Origin of the sequence: Modestobacter sp. Leaf380 (assembly GCF_001424485.1) — a bacterium.
Lineage (GTDB): Bacteria > Actinomycetota > Actinomycetes > Mycobacteriales > Geodermatophilaceae > Klenkia.
The window spans coordinates 267,989-284,458 of sequence record NZ_LMQC01000020.1; the positions used below are offsets into that span (position 1 = coordinate 267,989).

General features: G+C 75.4%; 14 protein-coding genes. 13 read left to right on the top strand and 1 reads right to left on the bottom strand.

Going from position 1 to position 16,470, the window contains the following annotated elements; translation table 11 throughout:
* Window positions 1–233 precede the first annotated feature (233 nt).
* From ASG41_RS16685 to ASG41_RS16745, 13 genes are all read left to right on the top strand, one after another.
* Window positions 234–3,668, top strand: coding sequence for an Rne/Rng family ribonuclease (locus ASG41_RS16685; protein ID WP_056297446.1), 3,435 nt, complete (start codon window positions 234–236; stop codon window positions 3,666–3,668).
* 314 nt (window positions 3,669–3,982) lie between these two features.
* A complete protein-coding gene (rplU, locus tag ASG41_RS16690; RefSeq protein ID WP_056297449.1) occupies window positions 3,983–4,300 on the top strand; it encodes a 50S ribosomal protein L21 in 318 nt (105 codons plus the stop codon).
* 7 nt (window positions 4,301–4,307) lie between these two features.
* Complete coding sequence (gene rpmA, locus ASG41_RS16695; protein WP_056297451.1) at window positions 4,308–4,583, top strand: 50S ribosomal protein L27; 276 nt, start codon at window positions 4,308–4,310, stop codon at window positions 4,581–4,583.
* Window positions 4,584–4,720: 137 nt separating this feature from the next.
* Window positions 4,721–6,202 carry a GTPase ObgE gene (gene obgE / locus ASG41_RS16700; protein WP_056297454.1) on the top strand — a complete coding sequence of 494 codons (1,482 nt, stop codon included), beginning with the start codon at window positions 4,721–4,723 and terminating at the stop codon, window positions 6,200–6,202.
* Window positions 6,199–7,320 (top strand): glutamate 5-kinase, encoded by a 1,122-nt coding sequence (proB, locus tag ASG41_RS16705; protein WP_056297457.1) that lies wholly within the window; start codon window positions 6,199–6,201, stop codon window positions 7,318–7,320. Before obgE ends, proB begins: the two co-directional genes overlap by 4 nt.
* Before the next feature lie 13 nt (window positions 7,321–7,333).
* Window positions 7,334–7,816, top strand: a complete 483-nt coding sequence (gene def / locus ASG41_RS16710) for a peptide deformylase (RefSeq protein ID WP_056297460.1) — start codon at window positions 7,334–7,336, stop codon at window positions 7,814–7,816.
* Between the two features lie 50 nt (window positions 7,817–7,866).
* Window positions 7,867–9,120 carry a glutamate-5-semialdehyde dehydrogenase gene (locus ASG41_RS16715; RefSeq protein WP_157519471.1) on the top strand — a complete coding sequence of 418 codons (1,254 nt, stop codon included), beginning with the start codon at window positions 7,867–7,869 and terminating at the stop codon, window positions 9,118–9,120.
* A 7-nt stretch (window positions 9,121–9,127) separates the two neighbouring features.
* Window positions 9,128–10,027 (top strand): MoxR family ATPase, encoded by a 900-nt coding sequence (locus ASG41_RS16720; protein WP_056297463.1) that lies wholly within the window; start codon window positions 9,128–9,130, stop codon window positions 10,025–10,027.
* The gene (locus tag ASG41_RS16725; protein ID WP_056297467.1) at window positions 10,027–11,445 is read left to right on the top strand and encodes a VWA domain-containing protein; all 1,419 of its coding nucleotides are present in this window, start codon (window positions 10,027–10,029) and stop codon (window positions 11,443–11,445) included. Before ASG41_RS16720 ends, ASG41_RS16725 begins: the two co-directional genes overlap by 1 nt.
* 295 nt (window positions 11,446–11,740) lie before the next feature.
* The gene (nadD, locus tag ASG41_RS16730) at window positions 11,741–12,493 is read left to right on the top strand and encodes a nicotinate-nucleotide adenylyltransferase (protein ID WP_235564860.1); all 753 of its coding nucleotides are present in this window, start codon (window positions 11,741–11,743) and stop codon (window positions 12,491–12,493) included.
* Window positions 12,493–13,032: a ribosome silencing factor gene (rsfS, locus tag ASG41_RS24860; RefSeq protein WP_082557029.1), complete on the top strand. Its 540-nt coding sequence runs from the start codon at window positions 12,493–12,495 to the stop codon at window positions 13,030–13,032. Before nadD ends, rsfS begins: the two co-directional genes overlap by 1 nt.
* Window positions 13,029–13,880: a histidine phosphatase family protein gene (locus tag ASG41_RS16740; protein ID WP_082557030.1), complete on the top strand. Its 852-nt coding sequence runs from the start codon at window positions 13,029–13,031 to the stop codon at window positions 13,878–13,880. Before rsfS ends, ASG41_RS16740 begins: the two co-directional genes overlap by 4 nt.
* 20 nt (window positions 13,881–13,900) lie before the next feature.
* Window positions 13,901–14,773, top strand: coding sequence for a DegV family protein (locus ASG41_RS16745; protein WP_056297470.1), 873 nt, complete (start codon window positions 13,901–13,903; stop codon window positions 14,771–14,773).
* Window positions 14,774–14,796: 23 nt separating this feature from the next.
* On the opposite strand, the gene ASG41_RS16750 is transcribed toward ASG41_RS16745, so the two are convergent.
* Window positions 14,797–16,392, bottom strand: a complete 1,596-nt coding sequence (locus ASG41_RS16750) for a hypothetical protein (RefSeq protein WP_056297473.1) — start codon at window positions 16,390–16,392, stop codon at window positions 14,797–14,799.
* Window positions 16,393–16,470: the final 78 nt, after the last annotated feature.

A 16,470-nucleotide genomic window follows, 5' to 3' on the forward strand; every position in this document is an offset into this window, starting at 1 on the left:
AGCCTTCAGCTCCACCGCAGCCAGCTCCACCGCAGCCCAGCACCACCCGCGAGTCAGCTCTCGAACGTGCACCACCGGGTCCCCCCGGTACCGGACGGGACCCGCTCCAGACTTCCGTGGGTCGGACGCGCCGCTCGCGCGGCGCCCGACCCGCCCGACCCGCGTCCCTGCGCGGCCGCCAGTCGTCGTACCCGACGATCGGCGCCCGGGGACGCACAGGAGGCGAGCCCTCAGTGGCCGACCACGACGAACAGACCAGCCCCAGCACCGAGGACCGGGCCGCGGAGGAGACCCCCGCCCAGGACCTCACCCCGCCGGACACCGCGGCCGGTGACCCCGCTCCGGACGACGCGCTCCCGGACGACGCGCTCCTCGAGGACGCCGACCCCGCCCACGAGCCCACCGGGGAGCCCACCGAGGAGCTCCGCCTGCGGGCCGACGCCGAGACCCTCGAGGCTGCGGCGATCCCGCCCTCGCGCACCGTCGAGGAGTCCGCGGCGCCCCGCTACGGCGCCCAGTTCAGCTCCCCGGAGCCCACCAGCGTCGCCGCCCGCCCGCGCCGCCGGGCCACCCGCCCCGCACTGTCGGCCGACCCGGACTCCGTCGAGCCCGCCCCCGCCGCCGCACCCACGCTCCCCGCCTTTGTCAGCTTCGTGGCCCCGGCCGCCGAGCCCGCCGAGGCCGCCCCCGCGCCCCGCCGCCGCAGCCGCCGCACCCAGGCCGAGACGCCGGCCGAGCCGACCGACAGCGCGCCCGAGGCTCCCGCCGTCAGCGACGACGAGCCCGCGGAGAAGCCGGCCCGTCGCAGCCGCTCGCGCCGCAAGACCGCCGCCGAGCGCGCCGCCGAGGCGGCCGAGGCAGAGCAGGACCGTGCCGAGCAGGAGGAGGAGACCCCCGTCGTCCTCCCCGCGCCCGGCGACGAGGCCGACGCCGAAGACGCCGAGGACACCGACGCCGAGGGTGAGGACCGCGACGACGACGACTCCGCCTCCGGCAGTCGCCGCCGTCGCCGTGGCCGCCGTGGCCGTGGCCGTGGCCGCAGCGGCGAGGACGACGAGGACCGCGACGGCGACACCGCCGACGCCGGCCCGGCCTCCGGGTCCGACGAGACCGAGGACCCCTCGGGCACCGGCTCCGACGGGGACGACGACGAGGACGACGACTCCGGGGACGCCGAGGGCTCCGGGTCCAGCACCCGCCGTCGCCGCCGCCGCCGGCGTCGCGGGGAGTCCGCGGGCTCGTCCGGCGCGGCCGGCACGGCAGACACCACCGACAGCACCGACGACGACCGTCCCGAGCGGGCCGGCCGCAACGGCCGCGACTCCAGCGACGACGCCGTCAAGGGCGTCGCCGGCTCCACCCGCCTGGAGGCCAAGCGCCAGCGCCGTCGGGACGGCCGGGACACCGGTCGTCGCCGCGCGCCGATCCTGAGCGAGTCGGAGTTCCTGGCCCGCCGCGAGGCCGTCGACCGCGCGATGGTCATCCGCCAGCAGGGCGACCGGACCCAGATCGCCGTCCTCGAGGACGACGTGCTGGTCGAGCACTACGTGACCCAGGCGCAGTCGACGTCCTTCGCCGGCAACGTCTACCTGGGCCGGGTGCAGAACGTGCTGCCCTCCATGGAGGCGGCGTTCGTCGACATCGGCAAGGGCCGCAACGCGGTGCTGTACGCCGGTGAGGTCAACTGGGAGACCGCCGGGCTGTCCGGCAAGTCCCGGTCGATCGAGCAGGCGCTGAAGTCCGGGGACAAGGTCCTGGTCCAGGTGACCAAGGACCCGATCGGCCACAAGGGCGCCCGGCTCACCCAGCAGGTCAACCTGCCCGGACGCTTCCTGGTCTACGTGCCCGGCGGCTCGATGACCGGGATCAGCCGCAAGCTGCCCGACAACGAGCGCCAGCGGCTCAAGGACATCCTCAAGAAGATCGTCCCCGAGGACGCCGGTGTGATCATCCGGACCGCGGCGGAGGGCGCCTCGGAGGAGGAGCTCACCCGCGACGTGGCCCGGCTGCAGGCGCAGTGGGAGGTCATCCAGACCAAGGCCGCCTCGACCAGCAACGCCCCCACGCTGCTGTACGGCGAGCCCGACCTGGCGATCCGGGTCATCCGCGACGTGTTCAACGAGGACTTCAAGCGCCTGGTCGTCCAGGGCTCGGACGCCTGGGACACCGTCGAGGCCTACGTCGCGCACGTGTCGCCCGAGCTCTCCGAGCGCCTGCAGCGGTACACCGGCACCGGTGACGTCTTCCGCGAGCTGCGGATCGACGAGCAGCTGCTCAAGGCGCTGGACCGCAAGGTCTGGCTGCCCTCGGGCGGGTCGCTGGTCATCGACCGCACCGAGGCGATGACCGTCGTCGACGTCAACACCGGCAAGTTCACCGGCTCCGGGGGCAACCTGGAGCAGACGGTCACCAAGAACAACATCGAGGCCGCCGAGGAGATCGTCCGCCAGCTCCGGCTGCGCGACATCGGCGGGATGATCGTCATCGACTTCATCGACATGGTGCTGGAGAGCAACCGGGAGCTGGTGCTGCGCCGCCTCACCGAGTGCCTGGGCCGGGACCGCACCAAGCACCAGGTCGCCGAGGTCACCTCGCTGGGTCTGGTCCAGATGACCCGCAAGCGAGTCGGCCAGGGCCTGCTCGAGGTGTTCTCCGAGCCCTGCGAGCACTGCCGCGGCCGGGGTGTCGTAGTGCACCTGGACCCGGTGGACGAGAAGAAGCGGGCGGCCACCGCGGCGGCCGCCGGCGCTCCCGCCCCCCAGGGCGGCAACGGCAACGGCGGCAACGGCGGCAACGGCGGCAACGGCCGCAACCGGGGCAACGGCTCCGGTGGTCGGGACGCCGAGGCCCCCGAGGTGACCACCGAGGCGGCCCAGACCGCCGAGGCGGTCCCGGCCGGCGACGAGGCGACCGCGGGGGACGAGCAGCCCACCGGCGGCCGTTCCGGGCGCCGCAGCCGGGGACGCCGCAACCGCGGCCAGTCCGGTGAGGCCCGCGCCGCCGAGGACGCCGCCGTGCTCTCCGCCGCCCGCGGTGAGGACGACGACGCCGCGGTGGAGACCCCCGACGAGGCCGTCCGGGACGCGCCGGTGGACGCCGTCGACACGGTCGAGGAGGCCGACGGCCAGCTGGCCGTCGACGCCGAGGCCGTCGACGCCCAGGTGGTCCACGACGACGCCGACGACGACGACGCCGACGTCGCGGACGACGCCGGGGACGCGGCCACCCAGGACGCGCTCGGGACCGTGGCTGCCGGTGCGGTGTCCAGCGGTGCCGTGGCGCCCGTGCCCGCCGACGCGCCCGTCGGACCGGCCGCGGACGAGGCGCCCGCGGACCAGTCGACGGTGGACGAGCCGACGGTGGACGAGGCGGCGGTGGACGAGCTGACGGTGGACGAGGCGGCACCGACCGACGGGACCGCCGGGGACACCCCGGCCACCGCGGAGCAGCCCGACGTCCCCGGGCAGGTCGAGCTCGACCTGCCCGAGGCCGCCGGCGCCGTCACCGAGGAGACCCCGGCGACCGCCACCGACGGCGACGCCGCCCCGGAGCCGACCGCCGAGGTGCCCGCACCCGCGCAGCCCGTCGTCGAGGAGCCCCCGGCCGCGGCCGTGGCCCGTCCGCGCCGCCGCCGCGCGGCCAGCCGTCCGGCCGGTCCGCCCGCCTGACCCGACCCCGACCCGGTGGCCCAGCCACCGGGTCGGGGCTCGAGCCACCGTCGACGGTGGCTCGACCCCCTGCCCGGTGGCTGAGCCACCCAGCAGGGGACCGCACACCTGGTCGCGGCCACCCGGACGCGACCTCCGGCACACGGGTTCGACCACGCGCGTCGGCCTCGGGTACGCTGGCCGGGTTGCATCGCCACGGGCCGGGCACCGCGAGGTGTCCCCTGGACCGGCGAGCGACCAGTCCAGCACCCAGGTCACCGCTCCAGCGCGGGGCCGTGTGCAGGACACGAAGAGAACCGATCGAGGAGTCAGTGGTGTACGCAGTCGTCAAGGCCGGTGGCAAGCAGCACAAGGTGGGTGTGGGTGACACGTTCACCGTGCACCGCCTCTCCGGAGCGGCCGGCGACACCGTCGCCCTCCCCGCAGTCCTGCTGGTCGACGGGGACACCGTCACCAGTGACGTGGCCGCCCTCGCCGGCGTGACCGTGACCGGCGAGATCGTCGCCCACGGCAAGGGCCCGAAGATCAAGATCCACAAGTTCAAGAACAAGACCGGCTACCACAAGCGTCAGGGGCACCGTCAGCCGCTGACCGACGTCGTGGTCACCGCCATCGACTCGAAGAAGGGCTGAGCACCTCATGGCTCACAAGAAGGGCGCATCGTCGTCCCGCAACGGTCGTGACTCGAACGCCCAGCGCCTGGGCGTGAAGCGTTTCGGTGGCCAGGTCGTCAAGGCCGGCGAGATCATCGTCCGCCAGCGCGGCACCCACTTCCACCCCGGCCTCGGCGTCGGCCGCGGCAAGGACGACACCCTCTTCGCCCTCACCCCCGGTGCGGTCGAGTTCGGCCGCCGCGGCGGTCGTCGGGTCGTCAACGTGCAGGCCGTCGCGGCCGAGCTCGCCCCCGCAGTCTGATCGTCGGCCCCTCGGGGCCACCGCACCACCACGCATCACGTCCGGGCCCGGCGGGAATCCCGCCGGGCCCGTTCGCGCTCCACCGCACCACCGCACCACCCCACCACCAGGCCACCCAGCAGAGAGAGGCGGCGATCATGGCCGCTTTCATCGACCGTGTGACCGTGCACGTGTCCGCCGGCAACGGAGGGCACGGGGTCAGCTCCGTCCACCGCGAGAAGTTCAAGCCCCTCGGCGGTCCCGACGGCGGCAACGGCGGTGACGGGGGCGACGTCGTCCTCGAGGTCGCCTCCGACGTCCACACGCTGCTGGACTTCCACCACCACCCGCACCAGAAGGCGCCCAACGGCAAGCCCGGTGCGGGCAGCAACCGCAACGGCGCCCGGGGTGAGGACGCCGTCCTGCGCGTCCCCGAGGGCACCGTCGTGACCACCACCGACGGTGAGGTCCTCGGCGACCTCATGGGCGTGGGCACCCGGCTGGTCCTGGCCGCCGGCGGCCGCGGCGGACTGGGCAACGCGGCACTGGCCAACGCCCGCCGCAAGGCCCCCGGCTTCGCGCTGCTCGGCGAGCCCGGTGACGAGATCGACGCCGTGCTGGAGCTCAAGAGCGTCGCCGACGTCGGCCTCGTCGGGTTCCCCTCGGCCGGCAAGTCCTCGCTGGTGGCCGCGATGAGCGCCGCCAAGCCGAAGATCGCCGACTACCCGTTCACCACCCTGGTGCCGAACCTGGGCGTCATCCGCTCCGGCGACGTCACCTACACGATGGCCGACGTCCCCGGACTGATCCCCGGCGCCTCCACCGGGCGTGGGCTGGGCCTGCAGTTCCTCCGCCACGTCGAGCGCTGCGCGGTGCTGGTGCACGTCGTGGACATGGCCACGATGGAGCCCGGCCGGGACCCGGAGAACGACATCGCCGCCCTCGAGCACGAGCTCAGCGAGTACGCCGGCGACGAACTGGACCTGGTGGGCCGGCTGAAGATCGCCGTGCTCAACAAGATCGACGTGCCCGACGGCCGCGAGCTGGTCGACCTGGTCCGCGGCACCCTGGAGGCCCGCGGCCTCGAGGTGTACGCGATCAGCGCCGTCACCGGCGAGGGCCTGGCCGAGTTCGGCTTCGCGCTGGCCCGCGAGGTCGCCGCGCACCGGGCCTCGCTGCCGGCGCCGGAAGCCACCCGGATCACCCTCACCCCGCGCGCTGTCGACGACGGTGGCTTCACCGTCGAGCCCGACCCGCGCACCGGTGGCTGGGTGGTGCTCGGTGTCCGCCCCTCGCGCTGGGTGCGCCAGACCGACTTCAGCAACGACGAGGCCGTCGGCTACCTGGCCGACCGGCTCAACCGGCTCGGGGTGGAGATCGCGCTGGCCAAGGCCGGCGCCGTCCCCGGGGACGCGATCACCGTCGGCGACGTCACCTTCGACTGGGAGCCCACGCTGCCCGCCGGCACGCTCACCGTCGAGGAGACCGCGGGCCTGGGTGGCCGTGGCACCGACGTGCGGCTGGAGAACAACACCCGGCCGCGCGCCGAGGACCGCCTCGCGGCCAAGAAGCTGCGGCGCACGCCCTACGAGCTCATCGAGGAGTACCCCGACGAGCTCTGGGACGACGACCGCGCATGAGCACCCGCGCCGACGTCGCCGCCGCACACCGGGTCGTGGTCAAGGTCGGTTCCTCCTCGCTCACCACGGTGGAGGACGGCCTCGACGAGACCCGGCTGCGTGCGCTGGTCGACGTCCTGGGGGCGCTGCGGGCCGCCGGCCGTGAGGTCGTGCTGGTCTCCTCCGGCGCCATCGCCGCGGGGCTGGCGCCCCTGGCTCTGACCGGCAAACCGCGCGACCTCGCCACCGCGCAGGCCGCCGCCAGCGTCGGGCAGCTCCGGCTGGTGCAGACCTACGCCGACGCGTTCGCCGGGCACGGCGTGACCGTCGGGCAGGTGCTGCTGACCGCCGACGACCTCACCCGCCGCGGGCACTACCGCAACGCCCGGCAGACCATCGAGCGGCTGCTGGCCCTGGGCGTGCTGCCGATCGTCAACGAGAACGACACGGTCGCCACCGAGGAGATCCGGTTCGGCGACAACGACCGGCTGGCCGCCCTGGTCGCGCACGTCGCCGTCGCCGATGCCCTGGTGCTGCTGTCCGACGTCGACGGCGTCTACGACGGCGACCCCCGGGTCGGCCCGGCCGAGCGCATCGACACCGTGCGTGCCGTCGAGGACCTCTCCGCCGTCGTCCTGGGCTCGGCCAGCCGCAACGGCGTGGGCACCGGCGGGATGGCCACCAAGGTGGAGGCCGCGCTGATCGCCGCCCAGGCCGGGGTGCCCGTCGTCGTCACCTCGGCGGCCCAGGCCGGCCCGGCGCTGGCCGGGGAGCCGGTGGGCACGCTGTTCGCGGTGAGCGGGCGGCGTCCCTCGGCCCGGCAGTTCTGGCTGCGCTACGCCTCGCGCCCGCGCGGCCGGGTGCTGCTGGACGCCGGCGCGGTCACCGCCGTCTGGGAGCGTGGAGCCTCGCTGCTGGCCGCCGGGATCACCGGCGTCACCGGGGACTTCCTGGCCGACGACCCGGTCGAGCTGGTCGGCCCCGACGGCGTCGTCGTGGCCCGTGGCCTGGCCGGTTACGACGCCCGCGAGCTGCCCGACCTGCTGGGCCGCAAGACCGCCGACCTGGACCCCGAGCACCGCCGCGAGGTCGTGCACCGCGACGAGATGGTGCTCGTGCGGCCCCGTGCGGGTGCCTGAGAGGATCTCCGACGTGGCTCTGCGTCCCATCCGTGAGTACGGCGACCCGGTACTGCGCACCCCCTGCGACCCGGTCCGGTCCTTCGGCAAGGACCTCGCCGGGCTGGTGCGCGACCTGGAGGACACCGTCGACCACCCCGGCCGCGCCGGGCTGGCGGCCAACCAGATCGGCGTCTCGTTGCGGGTCTTCTCCTACAACGTGGACGACGTGATCGGGCACCTGGTCAACCCGGTGATCACCGAGCGGTCCGAGGAGACCCAGGACGGCGACGAGGGCTGCCTGTCCATCCCCGGCCTCTACGCCCCGACCGTGCGTGCGATGTGGTGCGTGGCCGAGGGCGTCGACGTGCACGGCGAGCCACTGCGCCTGGAGGGCGAGGGTCTGATGGCCCGCTGCCTGCAGCACGAGGTGGACCACCTGGACGGCAGGGTGTTCCTGGACCGGCTGGCCGGGGACGCCCGTAAGCAGGCCCTGCGCGCACTCCGCGGCGCCTGACCCCGGCGGACGCCCGACAGTCAGCGCTGTCTGCTGCGTATCCTCGCGGCGTGCCCGACGTCTCCGCCCTGCCCCTGATCGGTGCTGCTGCCCTGAAGGCCCGGGCCGCCGCCCGGGTGCTCCGCACGCTGCCCACCCAGACCAAGGACGCCGCGCTGCTGGCGATGGCCGACGCGCTGGTCGCCCACACCGACGACGTGCTGGCCGCCAACGCCGCCGACGTCGAGGCCGCCCGCGCCGGGGGGACCCCGGAGTCGGTGCTGGACCGGCTCCGGCTGGACGCCGACCGGGTCGCCGGGGTGGCCGACGCGCTGCGCCAGCTGGTCGCCCTGCCCGACCCCGTGGGTGACGTCGTCCGCGGGTCGACGCTGGAGAACGGGCTGCAGCTGCGCCAGGTCCGGGTGCCCCTGGGCGTCATCGGGATCGTCTACGAGGCGCGCCCCAACGTGACCGTGGACGCGGCCGGACTGTGCCTCAAGAGCGGCAACGCCGCCCTGCTGCGCGGATCCGCCTCGGCGTTCGGCACCAACACCGCCCTCGTCGCCGTCCTCACCGAGGCCGCCGAGAAGGCCGGGCTGCCGGCCGGGTCGATCGCCCTGCTGCCCGCCGACCGCGCGTCGGTGGGGGAGCTGCTGCACGCCCGCGGCCTGGTCGACGTGGTCATCCCGCGGGGTGGGGCCGCCCTGATCCAGCGGGTGGTCAGCGAGTCGACCGTCCCGGTCATCGAGACCGGTGTCGGCAACTGCCACGTCTACGTCGACGCCTCCGCAGACGGCGCGATGGCCGAGGCGGTCGTGCTCAACGCCAAGACCCACCGGGTGAGCGTCTGCAACTCCGCGGAGTCGCTGCTGGTGCACCGGGACTCCCCGCACCTGGCTCGGCTGCTGGGCGCCCTGGTCGAGGCCGGGGTGACCCTGCACGGTGACGACGCCGCCCGGGCCGCGCACTCCGCCGTCGTCCCGGCGACCGACGAGGACTGGGCCACCGAGTACCTGTCGATGGACATGGCCGTGCGGGTCGTGGACGACCTGCCGGCGGCGCTGGACCACATCGCGACCTGGGGGAGCGGGCACTCCGAGGCCATCGTGGCCGACTCCGCGACCGCGATCGCGGACTTCGTCGCCGGGGTGGACGCCGCCGCGGTGCTGGTCAACGCCTCCACCCGCTTCACCGACGGCGGGGAGTTCGGGTTCGGCGCCGAGATCGGCATCAGTACGCAGAAGCTGCACGCCCGCGGCCCGCTCGGACTGCCGGAACTGACCTCCACCACCTACGTCGTGACCGGCAACGGCCACACCCGATAGGAGCCCCGTGCCCACCCAGTCGAAGCAGTCGCCCCAGTTCGCCGACGTGGCGGACGTGACCGCCCGGCTGTCGGCCGCGGGCTACCTCCCCGACCACCACATCGCGACCACCGTCTTCCTGGCCGACCGGCTGGGCAAGCCGCTGCTCGTGGAGGGTCCGGCCGGCGTGGGCAAGACCGAGCTGGCCAAGGCCCTGGCCACCGCGACGTCGGCGGAGCTGATCCGGCTCCAGTGCTACGAGGGCCTGGACGAGGCCCGCGCGCTGTACGAGTGGAACTACAAGAAGCAGCTGCTGCGCATCCAGGCGTCGCAGAACTCCGCGGATGGCGGCGACTGGGGCGACTGGGGCGACCTGCACGACGACGTGTTCGGCGAGGAGTTCCTGCTCTCCCGGCCGCTGCTGACCGCCATCCGGCGCACCGAGCCCACCGTGCTGCTCATCGACGAGACCGACAAGGCCGACGTGGAGGTGGAGGGCCTGCTGCTGGAGGTGCTCAGCGACTTCCAGGTCACCATCCCCGAGATCGGCACGATCGTCGCGACCCGCCGGCCGATGGTGGTGCTGACCTCCAACGCCACCCGCGAGCTGTCCGAGGCCCTCAAGCGCCGTTGCCTGTACCTGGCCCTGGACTACCCCAGCGCCGAGCGGGAGCGGGAGATCGTGCTGTCCCGGGTGCCCGACCTCGCCCCGGCGCTGGCCGAGCAGCTGGTTCGCACCGTGCGGGCGCTGCGGGCGATGGAGCTGAAGAAGTCGCCGTCGATCTCGGAGACCCTGGACTGGGCGCAGACCCTGCTGGCGCTGGGCTTCGACACCCTGGACGACACGGCGGTGCGCGACACCCTGGGGGTGGTGCTCAAGCACGCCAGCGACCAGACCCGGGCCGCCGCCGAGCTGCGGCTGAACTGATGACCGCCGCGGTCGGGTCGGGCGGGCTGCCGGCGCACCTGGACGGCTTCGTCCGGGCCGTGCGCGAGACCGGCATCCCGGTGGGGATCTCCGCCGCCGTCGACGCCGCGCAGGTGCTCACCGTCGTCGACCTGCTCGACCGCGAGCAGCTGCGGCACGGCCTGGCCTCGGTGCTGCTGACCCGGGCGGCCCAGCGGCCGGCCTACGACGTGCTGTTCGACCTGTGGTGGCCGCTCACCGACCGCCCCGGCGTCCCCGCCGAGACCACGGACACCCCCGCCGACGGCGCCGAGGACGACCCGCGCCCGGACGCCGAACGGCAGGCCGCGCTCGCCGCCGAGCTGCGCGAGGAGCTGCTGCGCCGCCTGCTGGAGGGCGACGAGGAGGAGCTGCGCCGCTTCGCCCGGCTCGCCGTCGACCAGCTCGGGCAGGGGCAGCCCTCGCCGTCCGGGCAGTCGTTCTTCTCCTACCGCGTGTTGCGGGCACTGTCCCCGGACACCCTGGTGGCCCAGCTGCTGTCGGGCCTGCTCGGGGACGCCGAGCGCGGCGGCCTGGACGAGCAGGTCGCCCGGCAGACCGTGCGGGAGCGGCTGGCCGCCTTCCGTGCCGCGGTCGAGGCCGAGGTCCGGCGGCGGACGGCCGCCGAGCGCGGCCGGGACCGGGTGGCCCGCAACGCGGTCAAGCCGCTGGCCGACCAGGTCGACTTCCTGCGCGCCCAGTCCGCCGACCTCGCCGAGCTGCGTCGTTCGGTCGCCCCCCTCGCGCGCCGCCTGGCCGCCCGGCTGTCGGCCAAGCGGCGGCTCGGCCGGGAGGGCCGGCTGGACTTCCGCAAGACCGTCCGCGCCTCGCTGGCCACCGGTGGCGTCCCGGTGGTCACCCACCACCGGCCGCGGGCGGTGCACAAGCCCGAGCTGGTCGTGCTCTGCGACATCAGCGGCTCCGTCGCCGGGTTCAGCCACTTCACCCTGATGCTCACCCAGGCGCTGCGGGAGCACTTCACCGGCGTGCGGGCCTTCGCCTTCGTCGACTCCACCGACGAGGTCACCCGGTTCTTCGCACCCGGCGCCGACGTCGCCGACGCGGTGCAGCGGATCGGCCGCGAGGCCGACGTCGTCTCCTTCGACGGGCACAGCGACTACGGCAACGCCCTCGAGGTCTTCGCCGAGCGGTGGCCGGCCGCCGTCGGGCCCAAGACGTCGCTGCTGGTGCTCGGCGACGGGCGGACGAACTACCGCCAGCCCGGCCTGCCGGTGCTCGCCGACCTGGTCCGGCGGTCCCGCTCGGCGTACTGGCTCAACCCGGAGCCGCGGCGGCTGTGGGGGAGCGGGGACTCCGCCGCCGACCGCTACGGCCAGGTCATCGAGATGGTCGAGGTGCGCACCGCGGCGCAGCTGGCGGACTTCGTCACGACGCTCTGACCTGCCCCTCCCGGATGGGAACGGTTGCGTCGGCTTTTTCCTGCACGAGCCCCGTAACCGGTCCTGGGCCGTGCCGTTGGTCTCGGTGTACCGGGCGTCGTCCCGGTCAGCACCACCCCGGCGGGGAGCACCACGGCCGCGCCGGGCGATCGGCGGCACGGGGGCGCCGATCGGTGCGGTGGCCCGGTCGGGGGAGACCCCGGGCGGGTCTTCCGCGCGTGCTGGTCCGGGCCGGGGTGACCCCTGCGGTGCGCGAGCGGCGCTCCCGGTGGCGGGGCCCGGCTACGCTCGACCGGTGGCTGGCAGTCGACTGGGTGTGATGGGCGGGACGTTCGACCCCGTGCACCACGGTCACCTGGTGGCCGCCAGCGAGGTCGCGACCCTCTTCGGGCTCGACGAGGTGGTCTTCGTGCCCACCGGTCAGCCCTGGCAGAAGGCCGACCGCGAGGTCAGCCAGGCCGAGGACCGCTACCTGATGACCGTCGTGGCCACGGCGTCCAACCCCCGCTTCTCGGTCAGCCGGGTCGACATCGACCGGGGGACGACGACGTACACGATCGACACCCTCACCGATCTGCACCGCCAGCGCCCGGACGCCGAGCTGTTCTTCATCACCGGCGCCGACGCGCTGGCCGCGATCGTGGGCTGGCGGGACACCGAGCGGCTCTTCGACCTGGCGCACTTCGTCGGGGTCACCCGGCCCGGCTACCAGCTGGCCGACGCCGACCTACCCGCCGGCGCGGTGAGCCGGGTGGAGATCCCGGCCCTGGCCATCAGCTCGACCGACTGCCGCGACCGGGTGCGCCGCGGGATGCCCGTCTGGTACCTGGTGCCCGACGGGGTCGTGCAGTACATCGAGAAGCGCGGCCTCTACCGGGACGGCCTGCCGCCGACCCCGGCCGGTCAGCTGCTGCCCGGCACGACGGTCCGCCACGTCGGCCCACCGCTGCCCGGCCGCGCCGCACCCGCGGTGCACGCCCCACCAGACCGCACCACCCCTGACCACCCGCCCGTACCGGGCACCCCCGACCTGCAGGAGACACCCTGATGACCGCCTCGACAGAGGCCCGCGAGACCGCGCTGTGGGCCGCGCAGGCCGCCGCCGACAAGCTCGCCACCGACGTCTCCATCGTCGACGTCAGCGACCGGCTGGCGATCACCGACGCCTTCGTCCTCGCCTCCGCACCCAGCGAACGCCAGGTCCAGGCCATCGTCGACGGGGTGGAGGAGTCGTTGCGGGAGCACGGCATCAAGCCGGTCCGCCGCGAGGGAGTGGCCGAGGCCCGCTGGGTGCTGCTGGACTTCGTCGACGTCGTCGTGCACGTCCAGCACGCCGAGGAGCGGGCCTACTACTCCCTCGAGCGGCTCTGGAAGGACTGCCCGACCATCCCGTTCACCGACGCCGCCGTTCCCGGCGGTGCGCCGGTGACCGAGGACGTCACCGTGGACGGCGTCACCGACGTCCCGGCCGACTCCGGCACCGACGCCGCCGTGGTGTCCGGTGGGTTCTCCGGGGACGGGGAGTCCGCCGAGGCGGCGCTGGACCCGACCACCGCCCACGCTCCCGAGGCGGACACCCGCCGGTGAGCGGGGCCGCCCCAGCTCCTGCCACGACCCCCGCGGTCCCGGGCGCGCCCGAGGGCGCGTCCGAGCCGACCGTCGCCCGGCTGCTCGTGTGGCGCCACGGCCGGACGGAGTGGAACGCCCGCGGGCGGTTCCAGGGGCAGCTCGACCCGCCGCTGGACGGCACCGGACGGCGCCAGGCGGCCCGGGCCGCGACGGCGCTGGCCGCGGCCGTCGGCCCCGACGCCCTGGTGGTCAGCAGCGACCTGGACCGGGCGCGCGCGACCGCCGAGGCCCTCGCCGACGAGCTGGGCACGAGCGTGCGCGTCGACCCCCGGCTGCGCGAGCACGGGCTGGGCAGCTGGGAGGGCCTCACCCGGGAGGACGTCGCCCGCGACCTGCCCGAGCAGTACGCCGACTGGATGGCCGGCCGCCCCGTGCGCGGGCGCGGTGGGGAGGACCCCGCCGAGGTCGCCCGGCGGGCGCTGGCCGCGCTGGCCGACCTGCCCGAGGCGCCCGTGGCCGTCGTGGTGACCCACGGCGGGACCGGTGGGCGGTTGGTCGAGGCGCTGCTGGGGCTGGGGCCCGAGCACCGCCGGGTCTTCGGCCCGCTGGGCAACTGCGCCTGGACCGAGCTGGCCTTCCAGGGCACCCGCTGGCGGGTGCTGCGGCACAACGCCTCCGCCGACCCGTCGGGCGACCCGCCCGGCGGTGTGCGCCGGTCGGGCACGGACTCCGGTCCCGACGTGGCCGAGGCCGCCGGTGTCGCGGACGGCCCGGTGACCGGTCGCCCGGTCGCGGCCGGTGCCACCCCCGAGGAGGGCGCCCCCGCCGTCCCCGGGGCGCCCACCGACGCCGACGCGGCGCTCTGACCGAGAGCGTGTCGCCCCCCGTGCCGACCGCCGTCGTCACCGACTCCACGGCCTACCTGCCGGCCGAGCTGGTCGACGGGCTGGGCATCACGGTGGTGCCGCTGTACGTGGTGCTCACCGGGCGGTCGGGCCGGGAGGGGCTGGACGTCAGCCCCGGGGACGTCGCCCGCAGCCTGGCGGTGCGCGGACAGCACGTGACCACCTCGCGGCCCACCCCCGGGGACTTCGTGGCCGCCTACCGGCGCTGCCTGGACGCCGGGGCGTCCCGGATCGTGTCGGTGCACCTCTCCCGCGAGCTGTCGGGCACCTGGGACGCCGCCCGGTTGGCGGCCGGCCAGGTCGGTGAGCACGTCGTGTCGGTGGTCGACAGCCGGTCGGCGGCGATGGGCACCGGTTTCGCGGCGCTGGCCGCGGCGCGCACCGCGGCCACCGGCGCCGGCCGGGACGAGGTGGACGCGGTCGCCCGGGAGACCGCGGCGTCGACCAGCACGCTGTTCGTCGTGGACACCCTGGAGCACCTGCGGCGCGGTGGCCGGATCGGCTCGGCCGCGGCGCTGCTGGGCACGGCCCTGGCGGTCAAGCCGGTGCTGCACGTCGACGACGGTCGGATCGTCGCCCTGGAGAAGGTGCGCACCACCAGCCGGGCGGTCGCGCGGATGGTCCAGCGCGTCGTCGACACCGCCGGTGACCGGCCGGTGTCCCTCGCGGTGCACCACCTCGCGGCGCCCGAGCGGGCCCAGCAGCTCGCCGACGAGCTCATCCGCCGGGTGCCGCAGCTGCGTGAGCTGTTCGTCAGCGAGCTCGGTGCGGCCATCGGTGCGCACGTGGGACCCGGTGCGGTGGGCGTCGTCGTCGACCCGACCACAGCCCGGGACACGGCCGCGCAGGACTGAACCGACCCCGGGGCCGGTGGTCCTCAGCCGCCCGGCGGGTCCTCGCAGTGGCCGGCCGGCCACCAGGCGCTGGTCAGCACGACCGACCCGGACCCGGTCGTGTGCAGCAACACCGTCCCGTCCTGGGCCGGTGCCAGGCAGGCCGGTCCGGAGACGCTGAGCCGGGCGTCCCAGTCCAGCGCCACGGCCACGGTGCCGGCACCGCGCGCCGCCACCGTGACCGCCCGGCGGTCGCTGGACACCAGGTCGGCCGGCCCGCGGACGAAGGCCGACCCGGCCACCGCGTAGAGCGTCCAGTGCCGGTCGGACCACACCGGGGTCAGGCCGGGCACGCCGTCGCGGACCAGGGTGGCCTCCGCGCGGGCCGCCCAGTCCGGCCGGTGGGTCGACAGCGCCACGAAGGACACGCCCCGCGCCCGCAGCCAGGCCAGGTAGGTGTCCGGCGCCAGGGTGCCGTCGTAGAAGAGCGGGTTGCGGGCCACGTCCAGCTGGCGGTTCCAGCCACGGGCCAGCGGGACCCGCTCGCCCAGCAGTGCGTCCTGGTGGTCGGCCAGCGGCACCACCTCGACCCGGCCGACCGGTGCCCGGTCGGCCAGCTCGCGGAGCAGCGGGGTGGTCCGGTCGGCAGGGTGCCGGGGTGCGAGGTCGGCGGGGAGCACCGGTGGCAGCAGCCACACCACGAGCGCCGCTGAGGCCAGCACCACGGCCGGGCGGCGGCGCACCGTGCCCACCAGCACCGGGACGGCGAACAGCAGCACCAGCCGGGTGGTGTTGGAGCCGACCGGCTCGGGCACCAGCCAGCACACCAGCAGCGCGAGCGCCGTCAGCAGTGCGCCGACCCGCAGCAGCGGCTGCTCGCGCCCGACGAGCAGGGCGACCACCCCGGCGGCCGCGACCGCGGACGTCATCTGGTGGGTGCTGCCGGTCATCGGGCCGCCGGCCGCCCCCAGGACCACCATGCCGAGCAGCGGCGCAGCCGCTCCGGTCAGCAGCAGCGCAGCACCGCCCGTCGGGCGCGCGGACCCCCGGGCCGGTGGCGCCAGCCACCAGGCTGCCGCGGCCAGGCCCAGGAAGACCGCCGCGACCGGGCTGAGCGCGCCGGTGAGGACCGCCGGCACGGCGGTCGTGACCCGGCGGGAGGCGCGGCCACCCGGGCCGCGCACCGCCAGCAGGGCCAGCAGGCCCACCGCGGCGCCCAGGGCGAACGTGGTGCGGCCGGAGAGCTGGTCGGCGGCCCAGAGCACCGCCGATGCGACACCGGCCGCCCGGGGTCGTACGGCGCCGGCGCGCAGCAGCAGCGCGGTCGTCGCGGTGGCGCCGACCGTGGTGCCCAGCACCCCGGCCAGCGGCGGGCCCAGCACTGCGAGCAGCCCGGGGGCCAGCAGGCTGTAGGAGACGGCGGGTGACCCGCCGAACCAGCCCAGGTCGACCGGCCGGCCACCGGAGGTTGCCGCCCACGAGGCCCACCACTGCTGCGCCACGAGGTCCGCGCCGACGACCGGCACCAGCTCCACCCCGACCGCCAGCAGCAGGGCCAGCCCCGCCGTCAGCAGCAGGGCGGGGCGTCGGGGAGGTGTCTGGGGGCGGGGGCACGACGTCAGCACAGCCGCGGCCACCACGGCTGCGCATGCTGTCATCCACAACCGCGGGTCCCGTCCACAGGTCCGTCCCGGGACGTCCGTGCGGCCCGTCCCGTG